Genomic DNA, 19,370 nt, shown 5'->3' on the forward strand with positions numbered 1-19,370 from the left:
TATTTCTCCTTTTATTTATCATCCAGTTTTAAAACGCTCATAAAAGCCTTCTGTGGTATCTCTACATTACCTACCTGGCGCATACGCTTCTTACCTTCCTTCTGCTTCTCAAGGAGCTTTCTCTTACGGCTGATATCACCGCCGTAACATTTGGCGAGAACGTCCTTACGCATGGCCTTTACGGTTTCCCTGGCAATAATCTTACTTCCAATGGCAGCCTGAATAGGCACTTCAAAGAGCTGTCTTGGAATCTCTTCTTTCAGCTTTTCACACATCTTTCTGCCCCGTTCGTAGGCAGATTCTCCGTGTACGATAAAGGATAAGGCATCCACCTCTTCCTTATTAATCAGTATATCCAGTTTTACAAGTTCGGACTGTACATAACCTTTGATTTCATAATCAAAAGATGCATACCCTCTGGATCTGGATTTTAGGGCATCGAAAAAGTCATATATAATTTCATTTAACGGAAGTTCATATTTAAGCAAAGCCCTGGTGGCTTCCATATATTCCATCCCCAGATAAATTCCGCGTCTTTCCTGACACAGACTCATGATCGCACCGACAAACTCCGTAGTTACCATAATCTCGGCACTTACCATTGGTTCCTCCATATATTCGATTTCAGAAGGGTCCGGCAGATTGGAGGGGTTGGTGATTTCTATCACTTGTCCATCGGTTTTATGAACCTTATATACAACACCAGGAGCGGTAGTCACAATATCTAAATTATACTCTCTCTCAAGCCGTTCCTGAATTATTTCCAGATGCAAAAGTCCTAAAAAACCGCAGCGGTATCCAAAGCCCAAGGCAATGGAGGTTTCCGGTTCAAATTGGAGAGCCGCATCATTTAGCTGTAATTTTTCAAGAGCATCCCTTAAATCCGGGTATTTTGATCCATCTGCGGGATACATACCGCAGTATACCATGGGATTTACCTTTTTATATCCAGGCAAAGGCTGTTTACAGGGATTCTGGGCATCGGTTACCGTATCACCTACTCTGGTATCTTGTACATTCTTAAGACTAGCAGTGATATAACCAACCATTCCAGCAGTAAGCTCCTCGGCAGGAATGAACTGCCCGGCTCCAAAGATACCAAGTTCCACTACTTCTGCGGTTGCTCCGGTAGCCATCATTTTTATTTCGGTTCCCTTTTTTACTCTTCCTTCCATAATACGGCAGAAGATAATAACTCCTTTATAAGAGTCATATTTGGAATCAAAAATAAGAGCCTGCAGGGGAGCCTCTGCATCACCTTTGGGCGGAGATATCTTCGTTACGATCTGCTCTAATACTTCTTCTATATTAATGCCGACTTTTGCAGAGATTAATGGCGCATCTCCTGCTTCCAAACCAATTACATCTTCAATCTCAGCTTTTACCCGTTCCGGTTCCGCACTTGGAAGATCAATTTTATTAATTACCGGCATAATGTCCAGATTATGGTCAAGGGCTAAGTACACGTTAGCCAGGGTCTGGGCTTCGATTCCCTGGGCCGCATCTACTACAAGGATTGCACCTTCACAGGCAGCAAGGCTTCTGGATACTTCATAATTAAAATCTACGTGTCCGGGGGTATCTATGAGATTAAATATATACTCTTCCCCATCCTTTGCTTTATAAACCGTACGTACTGCCTGAGCCTTTATGGTAATGCCTCTTTCACGTTCCAAATCCATATTATCAAGTACCTGAGCCTGCATTTCCCTGCTGGTTAATAAGCCGGTCTTTTCTATGATTCGGTCGGCCAGGGTTGATTTTCCGTGATCTATATGGGCTATTATGCAAAAATTACGAATTTTGCTTTGGTTAATCATTATTATTCCTCCTGCATAGGTGAGTAATTTCTGTTGTATTATAGCATAGACCACACTTAGTTACAAGATACAAACGCATGATGGAATAAATGGGGGTGGCAGTATCCTGGTATGCTTGTAATATTTTTGTAGGGAAAGAACCCTCATGTCACTATAAACTTGGAGAACTGCTGAAAACAGGATGAAAAGAGTAAAACTCGCTTCGCTCAAACAATTACTCTTTTCATCCTTGGCGCAATTCTCCAAGTTTAAGTGTCATGGGGTCCTTTCCAATACAAAAATATTACAAGCATACCAGGATACTGCCTTAGTCTTTGGATTTTATCTTTTTTTATGCGTTTGCTAAGATAGATAGGGGTAAATAAATTTCTATGCCAATATCAATTACCTTTTATACCATTTACATACCTTCTTGTAATTTCCCTGGGTCTCGTGATGGATGAACCGATTACTGCGGCGTGTACTTTTTCTTTCATAATCTGCTGTAAGTCAGATAATTCCCAGATGCCGCCTTCGGCTATGAGGGGTACTGTTAAGTCCTCTGCCAGGCGTTTTATTAACTCATGGTTTGGCAGGGGGGTCCCCTGGGTATCCTTCGTATATCCGCACAAAGTTGTTCCTACCATATCAAAACCGATTTCCTGGGCATGGAGGGCTTCCTCATAAGTTGCACAGTCTGCCATAAATAATTGGTCCGGATACTTAAGCCGTAGCTTTTTAAAAAACTCTTCTAAGGTCTGACCGCCGGGTCTTAACCGGTTGGTGGCATCCAGGGCAATGATTTCTGGTTTTTTGTCTATTAGCAGTTCAATTTCTCTCTCTGTGGGCGTAATGTATACACTGGAATCTTCGTAATCCTGTTTGTATAATGCTATGATTGGGAGCTCTACATACCGTTTGATTTCTTCTATATCCTTTGGGGTATTTGCCCGGATTCCCACTGCACCGCCTTCTTTTGCTGCCACTGCCATTTTAGCCATTATATAAGAGCTGTGCAGCGGCTCCTCCTCTAAAGCCTGGCAGGATACGATTAGACCACCCTTTATCTGTTTTAACACACTTTCATTTTTGCTCGTTGCTGCTGCCTCACTTATCTTATACTTATTATTACCGGCATTTTTATCAGCCGTTTTATCACCTTTATAAGAAGCCATTAATCCCACTTCAAACATCCTGCACCAGGGCATCCATACTTTGTCTATTGAGACAGCATTTAATATGGAAGAAAGATAACTCTCTACAAATTGCTGAAGTTCTTTCCTTACCCTTTTGCATATCATTCCGTCCTGTTCTTCAATATTAAAATAATTCATGCCATATTTACTTAAATCCTTGGTAATATTCTTCCTTACTACAGAGCAATAACCGGCATCTTCTATATAGCGTTCCACCAAAAAGTTCATATGACTTTGGGTCCTGCCGTAATGATAATAGTCAATACCCTCTGCAATGGAGGTGCCAAGTGTATTGGCGGAGGTATTCCAGCCGGCATAACCCGCTACTTTATCCAGTAATTGATTCTGGTTTAACAGCTGAATAAATAAAAGTTCTCCGCCGTTTCCATAGGCATTATCTCCTATGGTGAGGACTTTATTATCCTGAATCCTTAGCTTTATAAAATCCACCAGCTCCGGCAGATTACGTTCCACACAATAGCCTTTTGAGATATAAGGTTGTTCTGCTGACTCAACTATTTTTTCAGCCGGCGCTGTAATTGCAAGAATAATATCTGCATGTTCATAGGAAGCTGTGAGCTGACAGCCGGCAGAAAGTATCTGGTAACGGATTGTGGTTTCTAAGGTATTTCCTTCGTAGATGGGAAAAACAGATTTTGAACCTTCACTTGCATACTTCACATAAATCTTGGGTTTCTTCCCTTTCATTTTATTAATCATTCTGGATACCAGGGTAAGTCCGACTTCATCTGCGCCAGGATACATTAAAATCCGGTCAGATAAGCCTTCCTTCGCAATCTTTATCCTTACCTCTTCCTGATCCATGGCAGCATAACCGTATGGTGCGGAATCATCCTGGGGAATAACAAGTGCGTCAATATAACCTTGTTTTACATAATTAATCATGGTATAGTTGAGTTCTCTATTGCATTCTCTCCTGGCAACATAATCATTTAATTTATCACAGTCAATCTGCCTTAGCAAATAATCCAGCTCCGTACCGTCGCTGATACCAAGACGGCTCTTGTGAACTGCTTCTCCGGCTTTGTGAATTAGTTCACCATATTCTTCATAATAATCCGGTTCCTCATCGTCACTGGAGTAATCTGGGCAGCGCATGATTACCTGGAAGGCGTAGATAATTAATTCTGGATTTTCTTCTTTTACGTTTTTTACTACTACCGCCAGTTCTTTTAATTTATCAGCACCGGTATTGTGAATTCTTGACGGTACCAGTCCGCCGTAAAGCATCATATCCACCGACAGTACCAGTCCATATGCATCTTTGCATTCTTTTTTCAGAAAATCAGCTACTTTTGCTACTTCTGCCGGTTGTTTTTTATTACCCAGCTTTTCTGGTCTTACAATTTCGATATCCTCATGAGCAAATAATCTGCGGGGAAAATTATAATTACATGGTCTCTCATCTAATGGAAGTAAAACTATTTTCTTTTTCATGTCTTTTACCTTTATCCTAATTATTTATTTCCTTATAGGCTCCTCTGTAAATCCTCACCGGTTTAAAATTAAATTTCCCATAAAAATCTTTTAATATTGTCCAATCAATACAGACAAAGGAAGCGCCAAGTCTCCTTAAGTGAAGCAGGGACTGGTGTAGCAGGAAATCACCGTTTTTGTGTCCCCTGATTGACTTTGCTATTCCAATGGGTCCAAGTCCTCCAAAACCGTCCTCTTTGACAGCCACCATGCAAAAACCCTGGATTTCATCCTTCGTATTCTTTAAAATCACCAGGTTTTCCAGATTTTTGGCCTGCTCTAAGTATTCTTTTACCGTAACATACCACCTGCCGGGGAATTCATTTAAAAGAAACCGTAATAATTCCGGTGTTTCCCTTTCTTTTACCGGTTCTGCCATAAAGTTTTCTAAAAAATCTATCGTATCAAAATGATCAAGCTTCTCATTGTTAAGGATATCTGCCACCAGATCATAATGTTCATCTGAATTCAGAATAAAGCCTTGTTTCGTAAAAAAATCTGCATTTTTAACCGGATCAGGTATTCCGGAAAATAGATTTTTTATGTCCTGACCTACAAAGAGCTTTCGAACTGTGTGATTTTTCAAAACCCGGTACATTGCCCGGTAAAGTCTTGTTCCATGACCCTTTCCCTGGTATTCCGGTTTAATAAGTAAGGCTGACAGCCAGGCACAATCCGGGTAAAGTTCAGAGGTTTCCCTTGATTTTTTTGCTATCACAGCCCCAATCAACTGGTTATCCTTTTTACTTCTTAGACCAAATGCTGCTTCAGTAAAAAAACTTTCATTCTCAAAGGTGCTTTCCAGTAGTTTTTTACCAGATACCCAGAAATTTTCATGAAAGCATTCCTTCCATAAGCCTGCCAGCTCACCGAAGTCACTTTCTTTTAACTGATCCATAACCACGGTTTCTGCCTCCTCCACAGTGATATAGCTCCACCAGTCATTATCTGCCAGATAGGATAAATCAAAAAGCATACAGCCTTCCGACTTCTGAAAACACATAGCAACCGCTTTTTTCATGGAAGAAGGATTCTCCCTATATTGATCCAGAAACAGACTGCCAATTACCGGTACTGTGTTCTCTGTAACCTGGTATGCAATGTTTGCTGATCCCTCCACACTGTACCAGTATGCAGGCTGATCCGCCGCTTTTGCCTCTGCTTCTGTCACATAAGGATAATAAAACCCCGACAGTAAGCCATCCAGACTTTCTGCATAACCAGTTTCCTTGTAGGTCTCCGGATTTATCCTGGGATACTGGACTGCCTGATACTGCTTAGAAGCCCAATTAGCTCCCACCTGATAGTATAAGGGATACCAGGAACCGGTATAATCAAGAAATTGAACCGGCTTTTTAATACGCTCCAACAGTTCCCGGACTTTTTCAATAAAATATTTTATCCTGCCTGCGCGAAAGGTAAGAAATTCGCCAAAATATCTGCCGTACTGTATCAACGGCTCTTTTTCTCCCCGATCCACCAGTTTATAGATATCCTCCGGCCAATTACAGGTTGTACCTGCAAACTGCTCCCATTTTTCTTTTGTTATGGAACCAAAGTCAGAGCTTAACCCTACATAACGGACTCTGTCTAATACAATACCATCAACGGGATATTTTGTTATAATTTCTTCAAGCAGTGATAATTCATAGGCGCAGACCTCTTCATTGGCGGGGTTAACAAATATTTCACCAAAATCATCAATACTGCCGGCGGTCTTTAAAGTTTCTGGTGAGGTCACCGGCGAGATCACCGCCTCCCCCGACTTATCCAGTCCATATACATAAGTCTGCCATTCTTCCTTCCTGATACCAGGCATTTTAGGATGGGGTTTTCTTTTATTCCCTTCTGCAAATACATCAATAGAGGCAAACAGCAGCATGCCCAGACCATGGACTATGTTTAGGCATTGCAAAAGATAATCCTGCTCTTTAAAGGTATCATCATATTCCCAGTAATGAGGCGCAATTTCACTGTCATAAATAGCAAAACCAGAGGTGTCTTTAACGCTTAATATCACAGCTCCGATGCCGGCTTTTATACAGTTTTCCATTTGGATGAGAAATTTATCAGCATCTGCAATGGTCTTTTTATTCGCCTGTATCTCAATCCATATATAATAATTTTTATCCATACCCAAAACTCCTATCTGCATACAATTCTACTTACAGCATCGATATAACCTGCCTGCTTCTTTACTGTCTACGCTTAGTCTGTCTGTTACCAGACAACACCCAAGGTACTAGCAGTGGTTTGCTATACCTTGCCGGGCAGGCGGGATTTCCATCTACTAAACCAGCCGCCCTTTTCTGGACGTACTTAGCCTTTTACTGCACCGCTGACCGCTTCGATATAATTCTTCTGGCAAAGCAGGAACACAATAATAATAGGTACGATGGATATTACCGTTCCGGCTGCAATATATCCAAACTTATAATTAAAGGAACCGTTTAAAAACTGCAAAGCAGTTGCCAGCGGATATTTTTCCGGGTCCTGTAAAACAATGATGGGCCATAGGAATTCGTTCCATCTGCTGATAAAATCAAAAATAATAACAGTGCTGACGGAGGGAAGGATTCCGGGCATCATAATCTTCCACCAGATCCTACCCTCGCCGGCACCATCAATTCTTGCTGCCTCCACCAGTTCTTTGGGTATCCCAAGATAAGACTGCCGTAACAGGATAATACTAAACACCTTTACAGAACCCGGCAGGATAACGCCCACCAGATTGTTTAACAGATGCATCTTGGAAATAATCAGATAATTAATAATCATACCGGCTGCCGCAGGTATAATCATGGAGGATAGTAAGGCTCCCATGATTATCTTTTTTCCTTTAAATTCCATGCAAGCCAGAGGATAGGCACACATAGCAGAAAAGATGACGTCCAATGCAATGGAACTTAAAGTTATTATAAGTGTATTGGCGATATACTTAGGTACAGAAAGAAATTCCATTACTCCAATATAATTGTCAAAGGTTGGTCTGAAATTAAAAAACCTTAAATCATAAATATTAGTACCGGTTTTAAAGGATGTAGAAACCATCCATAAAAATGGTCCTGCACAAATTACCGCTATGAAACTTAATATCAGATAATTTCCCAATTTAGAAATGACTTTTTTACGCACTTTTACCGTATTTATGTTATTTACCTTACTCACTGTAAGTCATACCTCCTCCCCTTTTGCCGTATGCAAATATTACAATACTTAAAATAGAGGTAATAACTGCCTGGACAGCACCAATAGCGGCGGAATAACCGAATTCAAAATCAGAAAAGGCTTTTACATAGGAATAATAATTAATTACTAAAGTAGCATCATCTGGACCGCCCTTGGTCAGTACATATACCACATCAAAAACACCTACCGCAGATATGATGGAATTCAGGGAGCAAAACCAGATATATGGCTTTAACAAAGGCATCTTAATCTTAGTTAGAGTCTGCCAGGAATTAGCACCGTCTACAATAGAAGCCTCTTCCAGTTCTTTTGGCACCGACTGGAGTCCGGCCAGATAAAGCATCATATAATATCCAAGTCCCTGCCAGATTGTTATAAACATGATACTGAGCATAGCAGTTTTTCCGTCACTTAAAAAACCAATCGGGGTTTTAATTAGACCAGCATCCAAAAGGGCCGTATTAATCAGGCCGCTTGGGTCAAAGAGGAACCCCCACATAATAGATACTGCTACCATAGAGGTTATTACCGGGATATAGAATAAGGTACGGAATATGGCAATGCCACGGAGCTTTTTATTAACTAGTATGGCTAATAAGATAGATAAAATCTGGATTACAGGTACTACCGCCACAAATAAGACTGAATTCAGTATGGAAATTCGAAATTCGCTGTCACAAAAGGCTTGTATAAAATTATTAAAACCAATAAATTTTGTTTTACCTAGTACCGAATAATCAAAAAACATAAGGGGAAGACTGTCGAGAATGGGAACAAACACAAACACGACAATCATAATAATAGCCGGAGCCATAAACAGATATGCCTTTATGGTCTGCCTGGTTTTTACTTTCATAGATTACTCCTTAATCAAGGTACGCAGGCTTAATTCTGTGGAGCTGCTGAAAAATGCAAAATACAGGTTTTGCGGGGCAAAAACTTAAAAACATAATTCATTGACAACATTCAAATTCTATGACACACCCAGTAACCTGCCATTTTACAACAGCCCCTCTAAATACAGTACCTTATTCTATTATTTTTTCAAAATATTATTAACGGCAGCCTCTTCTTTATCCAGTGCTGCCTGGATATCCTTATTGCTGGTTATGGCCGCTTCATAGACTTTATTTACTTCCGCCTGGATATCTCCCTGACCTTCGACTCCTAACGAATAATCCTTAGAGGTTACGCTGACCTGTGCCGACATGGCTCTTGCCTGACCTTCCAGGGAGGTCTGATCGGAAACAAAATAAGAATCTGCACCGGCTTTTGTCGTGGAGGGGAATATAGCAACTTCTTTGCAGAAAGCCAGCTGACTTTCGTCATTGGTTATGTAGGAAGCAAAATTAATTGCAGCCTCGTGATTTTTACTTGCCTCGGGTACCACGACATTCATAAGAGCGTTTCGGCTTAAACCTATATTTCCGGTCAGTGGTTTCGCAAGACCGATTTTTTCATATACATCTGGGGCTTCATCCTTAATTCTTGAAAGGGAAGAACCGGAAGAACTAATAATTGCAAGCTTACCTGTTTCAAATAATTTTAACTCATTATCCCATTTGCCCCAGTTGGTCTTAGGAAGATAATCGGCATCTGTCATAGTCTTAAAAGCGTTTAACAGGTTCAAGGTATCAGAAGTGTTAAATGCTGCTGCCGTATTATCCTCATTCAGAATCGGTATACCCTCTTCTACCAGCAGGTTAAAGAATTCTGGCGGATTGTAAAGATAAGCTCCGGTTTTCTCCTTCATGGTTTTAGCCATATCAAAGGCAGATTGATAACTGGTTGGAATCTCGGTGATACCGGCCTTTTCAAAAAGTTCTTTATTGTACATCATAATATTGGGAGAAGCATACCAGGGAAAAGCATATACCGAATCACCAATTTTGGTAGACTCATATAGACTCTCTACATAGATCCCCTTTTGATCGTCTGTTGCTTCTGCGTTTAAATCAACCAAGGCATTTTTTCCCGCAAGAGTAAGTGCCATCTGTGTATTTAAATTAACCACATCCGGTGATTTTCCTCCGGCAACTGCTGTAACCAGCTTTTCCTGAATGGATTCATAAGGTAAATCGGTCCATTTTACCGTTACACCAGGATTGGCTGCTTCATAATCTGCTATTCGTTTATTGAAGAAGTCAGTAAATGTTGGCTGAAGAGATATGGTCCAAAACTCAATGTTTACAGGTTCGGTGGATTCCGTTGGCTGAGTCCCATCGGATGACTTTGCTGTATCCTCATTATCCACATTTTGTGTTTCTTTCGCAGTAGAAGTGCTGTCCCCACCACCGGATAAAGCGTCTTTTGTTGTCTTACTGCTGCCGCAGCCAGATAGCATTCCCAGAGCAAGTGTTAAAATAAGTAAGAGACTGATTACTTTTTTCATTAAGATTTCCTCCTTAAAATATAAAAATTTTTTTATAAACAAGCAGGCCCCTTTGCCATGCAATGTTGTCCATTCACTGCCTTTCGCTTCAGACACTTTGCATTATAGCAACTGCTTTTTCGTTTTACAACAATTTAGCCCCATTCAGAAAGTAGTTACACAATTCGTCTTAAGTATTGGATTTTATGAAAGTAGATTCACAATTAAGGGATAATACTGTCTTTTCAGGGAAAGTTATTGCATTCATAAAATCATGTGTGTATAATTGGATAAAATGAAAGGCAGCCATGTATCCTATGAATTATGCAGACGGAGAAGTAAAACAGAAAATACGGAAAGTATATGATGACCTTACACCGGTGGAGAAAAGCACAGCCGACTTTTTCTTAAACAATACAAAGCAGATGGATTTTAATTCTAAAAACGTATCCAAGCTTTTATATGTTTCAGAAGCCACCTTATCAAGATTTGCAAAGAAATGCGGTTTTAAAGGTTACCGGGAGTTGATTTATGTATATTTAAAGGATTTAGCCGGTTCTGTAAAGGAAAAAGATATCAGCACCTTGTCCGCTAAGGTCCGTAATACCTATTTAAATCTTCTGGAGGAAAGCTATGAATTACTGGATGAAGCACAAATGAAACGTCTGGCCAATCTGGTGAATAAATGCCACCGGGTCAGTGTCTACGGCATGGGCAGCTCCGGATTTGCTGCTAATGAATTTAAACTTCGTTTTATGCGTACCGGATTATATGTGGAGGCGATAACCGATTCCCAAATCATGCAGATGAATTCTGCCCTGGTGAATGAAGAAAACCTGGTTATTGCCATCTCCTTAAGCGGAAAAACGAAAGAAATTCTAACCGGGATACGTCTGGCTAAGGAAAACAGTGCCAAAGTTGTATTAATTACAGCAAATAAAAATGTAAAGGAAAAAGAATACTGCGATGAGGTACTCTATGTATCCATGATGAAGAATTTAGACGGGGGAACTATGATTTCCCCCCAGTTTCCGGTTCTGGTCATGATTGATATTTTTTATACCTATTATTTTGAAAACGATTCCTACTTTAAGGCAAAAAAACACAGGGAAACCTTAACCGCACTGCATGAAATACAAAGGGAGCAAAAGTGATTATGATGGATTATATCGGAATAGACATTGGCGGAACTGCCGTTAAGATCGGATTGATAGATGAAAACGGAACTGTACTTAAATATAACCAATACAGCGTAGATTTTGACGGGTATGAAACTCCCATACTAGAGACTGTACAAAAAAGCCTTGAGACATTTTTAGAGGATTTTTCAATAAACCTGGATCGGATAAAAGGAATCGGCGTATCTGCAACCGGACAGGTAGACTCTTATAGTGGAATTATTATAGGTACTGCCGGTCACATTAAAAATTGGATAGGAAGCAGAATCAAAGAAGTTCTTACCCTTAAATTCCAACTTCCCGTAACTGTTATGAATGATGCAAACTGTGCGGCTTTAGCAGAAAAATGGATTGGAGCTGCCAAAGAGGTTTCCGATGCTATTGTTGTCACCATAGGGACCGGCGTCGGAGGAGGAATCCTTATCAATTCTAAAATACTAAATGGAGTAAACGGACTAGCCGGAGAACTTGGACATTTTACCATTGACTGTCATGGAACCTCCTGTACCTGCGGCAATACCGGCTGCTACGAACAATATGCATCCACTGCTGCGCTGGTAAGGAGTTTTTCGGAGGCTCTTAACAAAGGGCTCTTTGGGGCAACTGACTTTAAGGGCTGCCCCATTAATGGCAAAACCATATTTGGGCTTTTGGCAGATCGTAACCCTATGGCAGAAGAACTTTTTGAAAAATGGCTGGATTATGTAGCGACTGGCCTGGTAAATCTGGTACATATTTTTAATCCCCAGCTCATTCTAATAGGCGGAGGTATCAGTATACAGGATAAGCTATTTATTCTTCCTCTCAGGGAGAAAGTATTAAAAAGGATTATGCCTGCATTTGGAAAGGACCTTGATCTTAAGGCAGCAGCCCTTGGCAATGATGCCGGAATGATAGGTGCTGTTTATAACTGCATAAATCATAGTTAGACTTCTGTTTTTATCCTTCTTTCCCTTCTCCTGATAATACCTCATATATGACTTCTGACAGATATTTCATTGCATTCATCGCCTCTTCCAGGGTGTTTTTATCAGTACCCACCTCTGCTAGGATGGATTTCTTCCTTAAATGCATGTTATACCGGTATGCCATAAGATAATTCTTATACATCAGTCCGGGGAATATTTCTCTTCCCTTAAGCTGAAGCTGTAAGCTAAACGCCAGATTATCCTGTAGATAAGGATTACTTAATCGGGCTATATCACCTTTTGGTGTTCTGCTCAGTCCATTAAACAGCATGACCTGGGCTGTATCTTCCCCTTTTATCTTAGCAACCCGTTTCCCATTTGCTCCGTCCCTATGCAGGTCAATGACTACCTCTATACTGGGGTATTCTTTCAGAATTTTCTCAATCCCGTCACCGGCATAATTATAGGCTAGATTCCGGTCTAACTCCCCGCCCATTATATCGTATTTTGACTTGTCATGAATTACATTGTAACCGTAGTTATCCTCCAATAGTTTTGTCAGGTAGGTTCCTACCCCTACTACCGTTTCCGATTCCTCCGTTCCTTTACTGTCACTGTAAGTTTCCTGGGAATGAGTATGGTAAATTAAGATCTGTGGTTTGTCGGAAGTCGTTTTCATGGTCATATCTTCACCAATAAATTTCTTGACATCAAACAATTGGTCATTTACAACCGTTGCCGGATCTACAATATAAAAATTGTTATATAAGAACTGGTGATTCAGAAGCTGTTTCATATCAAAACGCACCCCGTTAATGGTTCCGAGGGTTTGTGAAACTGCATCATCCGCAATCGTGGTTTCCTCACTTTCCAAATAAACCTCTCCGTTAATGATATCAATTGGCATGATACCACCTGAACTGGAGGCAGGGACGGCATCTTTCCCGGAGGAATTGTTTTGCACACCATTCCCCTTGGCTGCTTTTGTCAGCGAATTAGCATGTTCGATTCCTTCTATAATCCGCTGCACATATAAATCATTATTAAACAGCAGGCTGTCTTCATCTGCCAGCTTAAGCGTATCCATCTCATTCTCTATGTAATTGCTGCCCGGTTCATCACTTGCCTGGGCTATGTAACGGTTAATTGGGAAAGATCCCAACATCGTGTTAAGTATAAAACTCTTATTTTTGTTTTCATCCCTGCCGGATACATAACCCAGTATGGGTATATTGGTCTCAAGCATATAATTACAGGCTGCTGTAACAATCTTTTGTCCGATGGTATCTGTTAATGTACTTTCCGCCTCTGGACCGATTATACGGATACATTTAATCAATACATTAAGACTCAGTAATAAAATAATACCCCATAGTGCTATATGAAACAGTCTGGTAACCCTGTACTTATATCTTCGCATAATTATCTCCGCTGCACTGCCACAATAAATAGACTGAAAGAATCTTCATACGGCATCTTTTATATGGCATCCTTTCTATGTAATAATTTCTTTCAAGGTAATAATTTCTTTCAAGCTTCCCCGTTATGATACTGCTTTTTAAATCCAGGAGAATGGAGTAAGGCGTACTTCCAGGTTAATCATCATTAACTTCTTCTTACCCTGAGTTATGTATAAAACCCTCTTACCTTATTCTATCATATGCTTTACTTCGCTTTATGATAACGTTTCTGGTACTAAATTAATAAAATTTTTAGACATGCTGTGCCTGTCCCCTTTTGAACTGAAAAGTTCTTTATAAGAATGAGGAGTAACTTTAAGGAGGTTCGCACTTCATAGCTAAATTTCAGCTATAATGCGATGCCTCCTCCTTTTACAAAAATCAGTAATTTACACTAGTTTAAGCAAAACACTTGTTCAATGCTTCTGAAATGGTATAACTGATACGTTTAATTGATTCGTCTATATTCTTAGGGGTAACAAACATATTACCCATGGTTTCTTCCTTTAGCTCACCCATGAACTGGTGGATTTCGTGTTCATCAAAGCCCTGTTTTGTCATAAACTGCTCCATGGTATCACTAACAATGGTAGCTGCATCTACAACCGTTGGAACTCCAAGAGCAATGACATCTACTCCTAGACTTTCCTTGTTTAATGCCTTCCGGTTATTACCCACACCGGAACCGGGACTGATACCGGTATCCGTGATCTGTACTGTTTTGTTTAACCGGTGAATGCTTCTGGCCGCCAGGGCATCGATTACAATTACGAGTTTTGGCATGGTCTCTCTAATGATACCTCTTAATACTTCACTGGTCTCCATTCCTGTCTGTGCCATTACCCCCGGGGAGATTGCACTGATATTACCCAGTTTGTTCTCCTCCAGATATTCGCTGCCAAATTCTTTCCCAAGATGTCTTGTTATAAATAAATTATCCACTACCTGGGGTCCTAAGGCATCAGGCGTAACTTCCCTGTTACCAAGCCCGGCAACTAATATCTCACGATTCTCGATATCTCCCGCCAGCAGTCTGATGTATTTTGCAATTTCCTTTGTAATAGGTTCATGAAAGCTCTCATCCTCCTGCTCAAGCTTCGAAGCTTCAATCGTTATATAAGTACCAATGGGCTTACCCATGGCATCTGCACCTTTCTGGTCTTTAATGGTAACTGTTGTTACCCGAATATCTTTTTTCTTATCATAATCTTCTTTTAAAACTACACCCTGTATCTCAACATTGTCTTCTTTAAATGTTTCCCTTACCTCTAAAGCAAGGTCCGTTCTTGGTACTCCCACTATATTACTGTTATCTTTTCTATCCATTCTCTGAGTTCATACCTTTCTAAAGTTAAAGTTATTCCTTTATATTTTCTTCAAATTTTTTCAAATTATGTATTGACATAATAATAGCTTTATACTACTATATAATAGTATGTTTACATTAGAACGTCCGTGTCCGGATTTAATGAAAACAAAATAATTCAAATAAAATTATAGAACATTTTGGAGGTGTACGATTTGGCTAACATTAAATCTGCTAAAAAGAGAATCTTAGTTAATGAAACTAAGGCTTTAAGAAATAAGGCAATTAAATCTAAAGTTAAGACTGTTATAAAGAAAGTTGATGCTGCCGTGGCTGCCGGTGACAAAGACCTTGCTAAGACAAGCTTACTTACTGCAATATCTGAAATTGATAAAGCTACTTCTAAGGGAGTTTATCATAAGAATACTGCATCCAGAAAAGTTTCCCGTTTAAGCAAAGCTGTTAATACTATTGCTTAATTATTATATATCAGGAAGGAAACCAACCCTCTCCCTCCTGTATACCTGAATTTTAAATTCATAGAAAAAAGACGCTTATAAGAGCGTCTTTTTTCTATGTCCAAGCACTTTATCCCTGTGAGCCTGGTACTATCTATCCGTATACATAATCTCTAAATTCTTTAAGTTTCCTATGGAATCCTTGTTACATTGGTCATTCTAATAGATATCAGGCGGTCTTTATCAGTAAGGGCGGAACCTGGCTTAATATCCTGCTGGTACTATTGTTGTCAAGTATCCACTTTTTTACATCATCTTCCTTTAGGACTACCGGCATCCGGTTATGGACTTCTGACATGGATTCATTGGCTTCTGTTGTCAATATGACAAAACGGCATTCCTCTTTATAGAAGTTATAAATTCCTGCCATATAAAGAATATCCGAATCCTCCTGTTTAAACAGGAATTTTTTCTTGCTGCCATCCCACTCATAAAAACCATTGGAGGGAATTACACATCTCCTGCTCATAACACTTTCCCGGAAAGATTTTTTATCAAGAACCGTCTCAGCCCTTGCATTTATGATAACACCTTTATTATAGAAATTGGGGAAGCCCCAGGCGGATAACTCCGGTTCAATACGGTCATGAAAAGCTGCCAGCACCGGCACCGTTTCCGTTGGAAATATTTCACCGGTCTTTCGGTGGTTATTTTCATATTTCGCATCAAGCTGCTCCAGTATTTTTCTTATTTCTCTTGAAGTTTCATCATCGACATAATAACGGCCGCACATTGTATCTCCTCCTCTTTCCCTTTCCTAGATTCATTTATACGTAATGTTTTGGATGTTCTGATACCATCTTAATGGCATTTGCAATTGCTTTTACAATTTCAAATTCGTGTTCGGCTGATAATAGGTACAGACGTGCATATAACTCGCCTTCATGGCTTACAACATATTTGGGTACCATTTGATTTAGGGTACAGGCAATAATGTCATTGCGGCACTTATCGCATTTGCAGCAATCCAATGTGTCCCATATTTCGTCCAGCTTATTTACAACCAACGTCTCCATGACATTATGATATTTTTCCATATTAACCTCTTTCTATTCCCCTCTATCTGAGTTTTATCAGCAAAATGTAATAATATAATTTTAGTATAACATGGAATTATAGGATTGTAACTAAGCTATTTATACTAGACGGTATGATATTAATGTTTAGGTTTTGTTATTTTTTATCATTTCTGTGTATATATATACATGTTGTAACTTTTCAAGTCTTCTGAGTCTGTTTTCAAGCTTACTGGATCTTAAAGCCTTACTTAGTTCTTTCTAGATCTGTTTTCATGCTTAGGACTTAACCTTGCTTCGGTCTTTCTAGGTCTGTTTAAAGCTTAGTGGATCCTTAAGCCTTTCGTCGGTCTTTCTGAGTCTGTCTTCAATCTTAGTGGATCTTAACCTTTGGTCGGTCTTTCTTTGTCTGTTTTCAAATTTAGCGGATCCTTACCTTGTTTCGGACTTTCTGGTCTGTTCTAGTCTGCTTCAAGCTTATACCTATATTCCTTTGTCTCGTAGCTTCTGGGTTTGAACCTTAGTGACAATAGGTGCAAGATTGAAATAAGGTGTATCCTGCAAAATAAAGCAGATACACCTCATATTGAATATAATACAAAAACTTAATTAATCAAGAACTACGGTTTCCGAAACCGTTACTTTAAAGGATTCCGGTGTTTTGCCAGTTAATAAGATACTTCTTTGATCCGGCTGGGAGGTTCCTGCGAACACTTCATAGTTTCCTGCATTTAATACCAGTTTTCCTTCCTCATCATATAATGCAAAGGCTTTTGCCGGCAGAGTAATTGATACCTTCGTTTCTTCTCCTGCTTTCAAGAATACCTTTTTGATGCCTTTTAACTGATGCTTTGGAGCTTCCTCTACATCCAGAGCTTTTACATAGATCTGTACCGTTTCTGCTCCGTCTTTTTTGCCGGTATTCTTTATAGTAACCTGACATTCTATGCTTTCCTCTGGTGAGATAACTGTTTTGCTGATAGCGGCTTTTGCCGTAAAATCCGTATAACTCAAACCAAAACCAAAAGGATATAATGCTTCCTGATTCATATAGCGGTAGGTACGTCCAGCCATGTTATAGTCCGTAAACGCTGGAAGTTCTTCCGTAGTACGGTAAAATGTAACCGGTAATTTGCCTTCCGGTGAAAAATCACCGAATAATATCTGGGCTACCCCTCTTCCGCCCTGTGCTCCCGGGTACCAGGCCTGTAAAACTGCGGGTATATGCTCATCTGCCCAGGTTACGGCTAAGGCACTACCGGATAATAATACCAGCACCACCGGCTTTCCGCTTTCGGTAAGTACTTTCAGGATTTCTTCCTGAAGTCCGGGAAGCTTTAAATTCGGCTTATCACCGCTGGCAAATTCATTACCTTCATCGCCCTCTTCTCCTTCAAGTCCCCCATCAAGACCCATGCAGGCAATAATGACATCCGAAGATTCAGCTATAGCTTTTACTTCGGCCAAACGGTCATTGGCTCTGGAGAGACCCGATACTTTTTCTTTGAACAGATGACAGCCTTCGGAATAACGGATGGTTACCTCCTCACCAAGATACTCGCGGATACCTTCCAGAACCGTTACATATTCAGAAGCGGTTCCTTCGTAATTACCGATAAGTGCCTTACGGTTATCCGCATTAGGACCGATAACCCCAACGGTCTTTAATTTTGACTTGTCTAAAGGAAGAAGTCCCTTTTCATTCTTTAATAATACAATGCTCTTTTTAGCTGCTTCTATATTCAGCGCTTTATGTTCCCTGGTATCTACCATGTCATAAGATATGGTATTATAAGGCACTTTCTCCGGTGCATCAAATAAGCCCAGCTTCATTCTGGTCGTAAATAATCTGGTTACTGCCTGGGATATGGTTTCTTCTTTCACCAATCCATCTCTTACTGCCTGTAATAAATGAACAAACATATTGCCGCAGTTTAAATCACAGCCATTATTCATAGCAAGGGCAACTGATTCTACAGGGGTAGACGTAACCATGTGGAATTCATGGAAGTCTTTAATAGCCCAGCAGTCTGAAGTTACATGACCTTTAAAGCCCCATTTGTCACGAAGGGTATCTTTTAATAAGGTCTTACTTCCACAGCAAGGTTCCCCGTTGGTACGGTTATAGGCACCCATAACAGCCTCAACCTGTCCTTCCTGTACGCAGGCTTTAAATGCCGGTAAGTACGTTTCATTCAAATCCTTTTCCGATACCTGGGCATCAAAGCTGTGGCGGAGATCCTCCGGTCCTGAGTGTACTGCAAAATGCTTGGCGCAAGCTGCCGCTTTCATATACTTCTTATCATGTCCCTGTAAACCTTCTATAAAGCGTACGCCCAGACGGGAAGTAAGGTATGGATCCTCACCATAAGTTTCATGGCCTCTTCCCCATCTTGGATCACGAAAGATATTAACATTAGGGGACCAGAAGGTCAGTCCTTTATAAATATCTGTATCTCCAAACTTCTGCTGCATATTAAATTTCGCACGTCCCTCAGTGGAAATGCAGTCTGCTACCTTCTCAAGGAAATCTTCATCAAAGGTTGCAGCCAGTCCGATTGCCTGTGGAAATACGGTGGCTACACCAGCTCTTGCAACACCATGGAGAGCTTCGTTCCAATAATTATATGCCTTAACCCCCAGACGCTTGATTTCGGCGGAACCGTGCAAAGTCTGGTACACTTTTTCCTCCAGGGTCATTTCGGATACCAAAGCTGCAGCTCTGTCTTCAAATGATAAAGATTCGTCCAAATACTTCTTGTATTCCATGTTAAATAATATCCTCCTTATGCTTTATGGGTCTAATCCTGTTGCTTATACTAACATTATAGTATACTTGACTAGTAAGCTCTTATCAGATATTGCTAAAAATTTTTCAGTAATTGCTAAGTTTTTTGCAAATCTACCGCTTTTGCCGCTATTCGGTTTTAAT

At 40.2% G+C, this 19,370-nt stretch carries 14 protein-coding genes and 1 pseudogene; 3 read left to right on the top strand and 12 right to left on the bottom strand.

What is annotated here, in order from left to right; translation table 11 throughout:
- Nucleotides 1-11: 11 nt before the first annotated feature.
- From lepA to QA584_RS15990, 7 genes and pseudogenes are all read right to left on the bottom strand, one after another.
- Entirely contained in the window at nt 12-1,820 is a 1,809-nt protein-coding gene (gene lepA, locus QA584_RS15960; protein WP_331487639.1) for a translation elongation factor 4, read from the bottom strand.
- A 380-nt stretch (nt 1,821-2,200) separates the two neighbouring features.
- On the bottom strand, nt 2,201-2,914 hold the full coding sequence (locus QA584_RS28725; RefSeq protein WP_278275192.1) for an N-acetylmannosamine-6-phosphate 2-epimerase: 714 nt from the start codon (nt 2,912-2,914) through the stop codon (nt 2,201-2,203).
- Between the two features lie 120 nt (nt 2,915-3,034).
- Nucleotides 3,035-4,453 (bottom strand): annotated as a pseudogene (locus QA584_RS28730) (DUF4127 family protein); the annotation flags it as partial.
- A 16-nt stretch (nt 4,454-4,469) separates the two neighbouring features.
- Nucleotides 4,470-6,626: a GNAT family N-acetyltransferase gene (locus tag QA584_RS15975; RefSeq protein WP_278270049.1), complete on the bottom strand. Its 2,157-nt coding sequence runs from the start codon at nt 6,624-6,626 to the stop codon at nt 4,470-4,472.
- Nucleotides 6,627-6,811: 185 nt separating this feature from the next.
- Entirely contained in the window at nt 6,812-7,660 is an 849-nt protein-coding gene (locus QA584_RS15980) for a carbohydrate ABC transporter permease (protein WP_278270050.1), read from the bottom strand.
- On the bottom strand, nt 7,653-8,537 hold the full coding sequence (locus tag QA584_RS15985; protein WP_278270051.1) for a carbohydrate ABC transporter permease: 885 nt from the start codon (nt 8,535-8,537) through the stop codon (nt 7,653-7,655). The genes QA584_RS15980 and QA584_RS15985 overlap by 8 nt, the downstream gene beginning before the upstream one ends.
- A 180-nt stretch (nt 8,538-8,717) precedes the next feature.
- Nucleotides 8,718-10,073 carry an ABC transporter substrate-binding protein gene (locus tag QA584_RS15990; RefSeq protein ID WP_278270052.1) on the bottom strand — a complete coding sequence of 452 codons (1,356 nt, stop codon included), beginning with the start codon at nt 10,071-10,073 and terminating at the stop codon, nt 8,718-8,720.
- 296 nt (nt 10,074-10,369) lie between these two features.
- Here QA584_RS15990 and QA584_RS15995 point away from each other — a divergent pair, with 296 nt between their 5' ends.
- Nucleotides 10,370-11,206: a MurR/RpiR family transcriptional regulator gene (locus tag QA584_RS15995; protein ID WP_278270053.1), complete on the top strand. Its 837-nt coding sequence runs from the start codon at nt 10,370-10,372 to the stop codon at nt 11,204-11,206.
- 2 nt (nt 11,207-11,208) lie between these two features.
- On the top strand, nt 11,209-12,159 hold the full coding sequence (locus tag QA584_RS16000; RefSeq protein WP_278270054.1) for an ROK family protein: 951 nt from the start codon (nt 11,209-11,211) through the stop codon (nt 12,157-12,159).
- Between the two features lie 10 nt (nt 12,160-12,169).
- Here QA584_RS16000 and spoIIP read toward each other — a convergent pair whose 3' ends face one another.
- On the bottom strand, nt 12,170-13,558 hold the full coding sequence (spoIIP, locus tag QA584_RS16005) for a stage II sporulation protein P (RefSeq protein ID WP_278270055.1): 1,389 nt from the start codon (nt 13,556-13,558) through the stop codon (nt 12,170-12,172).
- A 439-nt stretch (nt 13,559-13,997) separates the two neighbouring features.
- Entirely contained in the window at nt 13,998-14,924 is a 927-nt protein-coding gene (gpr, locus tag QA584_RS16010) for a GPR endopeptidase (protein WP_278270056.1), read from the bottom strand.
- 195 nt (nt 14,925-15,119) lie between these two features.
- On the opposite strand from gpr, the gene rpsT reads away from it, so the two are divergent.
- Nucleotides 15,120-15,383: a 30S ribosomal protein S20 gene (gene rpsT / locus QA584_RS16015; protein WP_278270057.1), complete on the top strand. Its 264-nt coding sequence runs from the start codon at nt 15,120-15,122 to the stop codon at nt 15,381-15,383.
- 208 nt (nt 15,384-15,591) lie between these two features.
- On the opposite strand, the gene QA584_RS16020 is transcribed toward rpsT, so the two are convergent.
- The 3 genes from QA584_RS16020 to QA584_RS16030 form a co-directional block, all read right to left on the bottom strand.
- The gene (locus QA584_RS16020; RefSeq protein ID WP_278270058.1) at nt 15,592-16,155 is read right to left on the bottom strand and encodes an SOS response-associated peptidase; all 564 of its coding nucleotides are present in this window, start codon (nt 16,153-16,155) and stop codon (nt 15,592-15,594) included.
- Nucleotides 16,156-16,189: 34 nt separating this feature from the next.
- On the bottom strand, nt 16,190-16,459 hold the full coding sequence (locus tag QA584_RS16025; protein ID WP_278270059.1) for a late competence development ComFB family protein: 270 nt from the start codon (nt 16,457-16,459) through the stop codon (nt 16,190-16,192).
- A 588-nt stretch (nt 16,460-17,047) separates the two neighbouring features.
- Nucleotides 17,048-19,207, bottom strand: coding sequence for a glycoside hydrolase family 3 C-terminal domain-containing protein (locus tag QA584_RS16030; RefSeq protein ID WP_278270060.1), 2,160 nt, complete (start codon nt 19,205-19,207; stop codon nt 17,048-17,050).
- Nucleotides 19,208-19,370: the final 163 nt, after the last annotated feature.

The organism is Anaerocolumna sp. AGMB13025 (genome assembly GCF_029689925.1).
Lineage (GTDB): Bacteria > Bacillota > Clostridia > Lachnospirales > Lachnospiraceae > Anaerocolumna.

What these genes read in the sequence shown, in the direction of transcription:
- QA584_RS15995 (WP_278270053.1), top strand. Translation starts at nt 10,370, where the DNA reads ATGAATTATGCAGACGGAGAAGTAAAACAGAAAATACGGAAAGTATAT.
- lepA (WP_331487639.1), bottom strand. Translation starts at nt 1,820, where the DNA reads ATGATTAACCAAAGCAAAATTCGTAATTTTTGCATAATAGCCCATATA.
- QA584_RS15990 (WP_278270052.1), bottom strand. Translation starts at nt 10,073, where the DNA reads ATGAAAAAAGTAATCAGTCTCTTACTTATTTTAACACTTGCTCTGGGA.
- QA584_RS15985 (WP_278270051.1), bottom strand. Translation starts at nt 8,537, where the DNA reads ATGAAAGTAAAAACCAGGCAGACCATAAAGGCATATCTGTTTATGGCT.
- spoIIP (WP_278270055.1), bottom strand. Translation starts at nt 13,558, where the DNA reads ATGCGAAGATATAAGTACAGGGTTACCAGACTGTTTCATATAGCACTA.
- QA584_RS16000 (WP_278270054.1), top strand. Translation starts at nt 11,209, where the DNA reads ATGATGGATTATATCGGAATAGACATTGGCGGAACTGCCGTTAAGATC.
- QA584_RS16025 (WP_278270059.1), bottom strand. Translation starts at nt 16,459, where the DNA reads ATGGAAAAATATCATAATGTCATGGAGACGTTGGTTGTAAATAAGCTG.
- QA584_RS16020 (WP_278270058.1), bottom strand. Translation starts at nt 16,155, where the DNA reads ATGTGCGGCCGTTATTATGTCGATGATGAAACTTCAAGAGAAATAAGA.
- QA584_RS16030 (WP_278270060.1), bottom strand. Translation starts at nt 19,207, where the DNA reads ATGGAATACAAGAAGTATTTGGACGAATCTTTATCATTTGAAGACAGA.
- QA584_RS15975 (WP_278270049.1), bottom strand. Translation starts at nt 6,626, where the DNA reads ATGGATAAAAATTATTATATATGGATTGAGATACAGGCGAATAAAAAG.
- gpr (WP_278270056.1), bottom strand. Translation starts at nt 14,924, where the DNA reads ATGGATAGAAAAGATAACAGTAATATAGTGGGAGTACCAAGAACGGAC.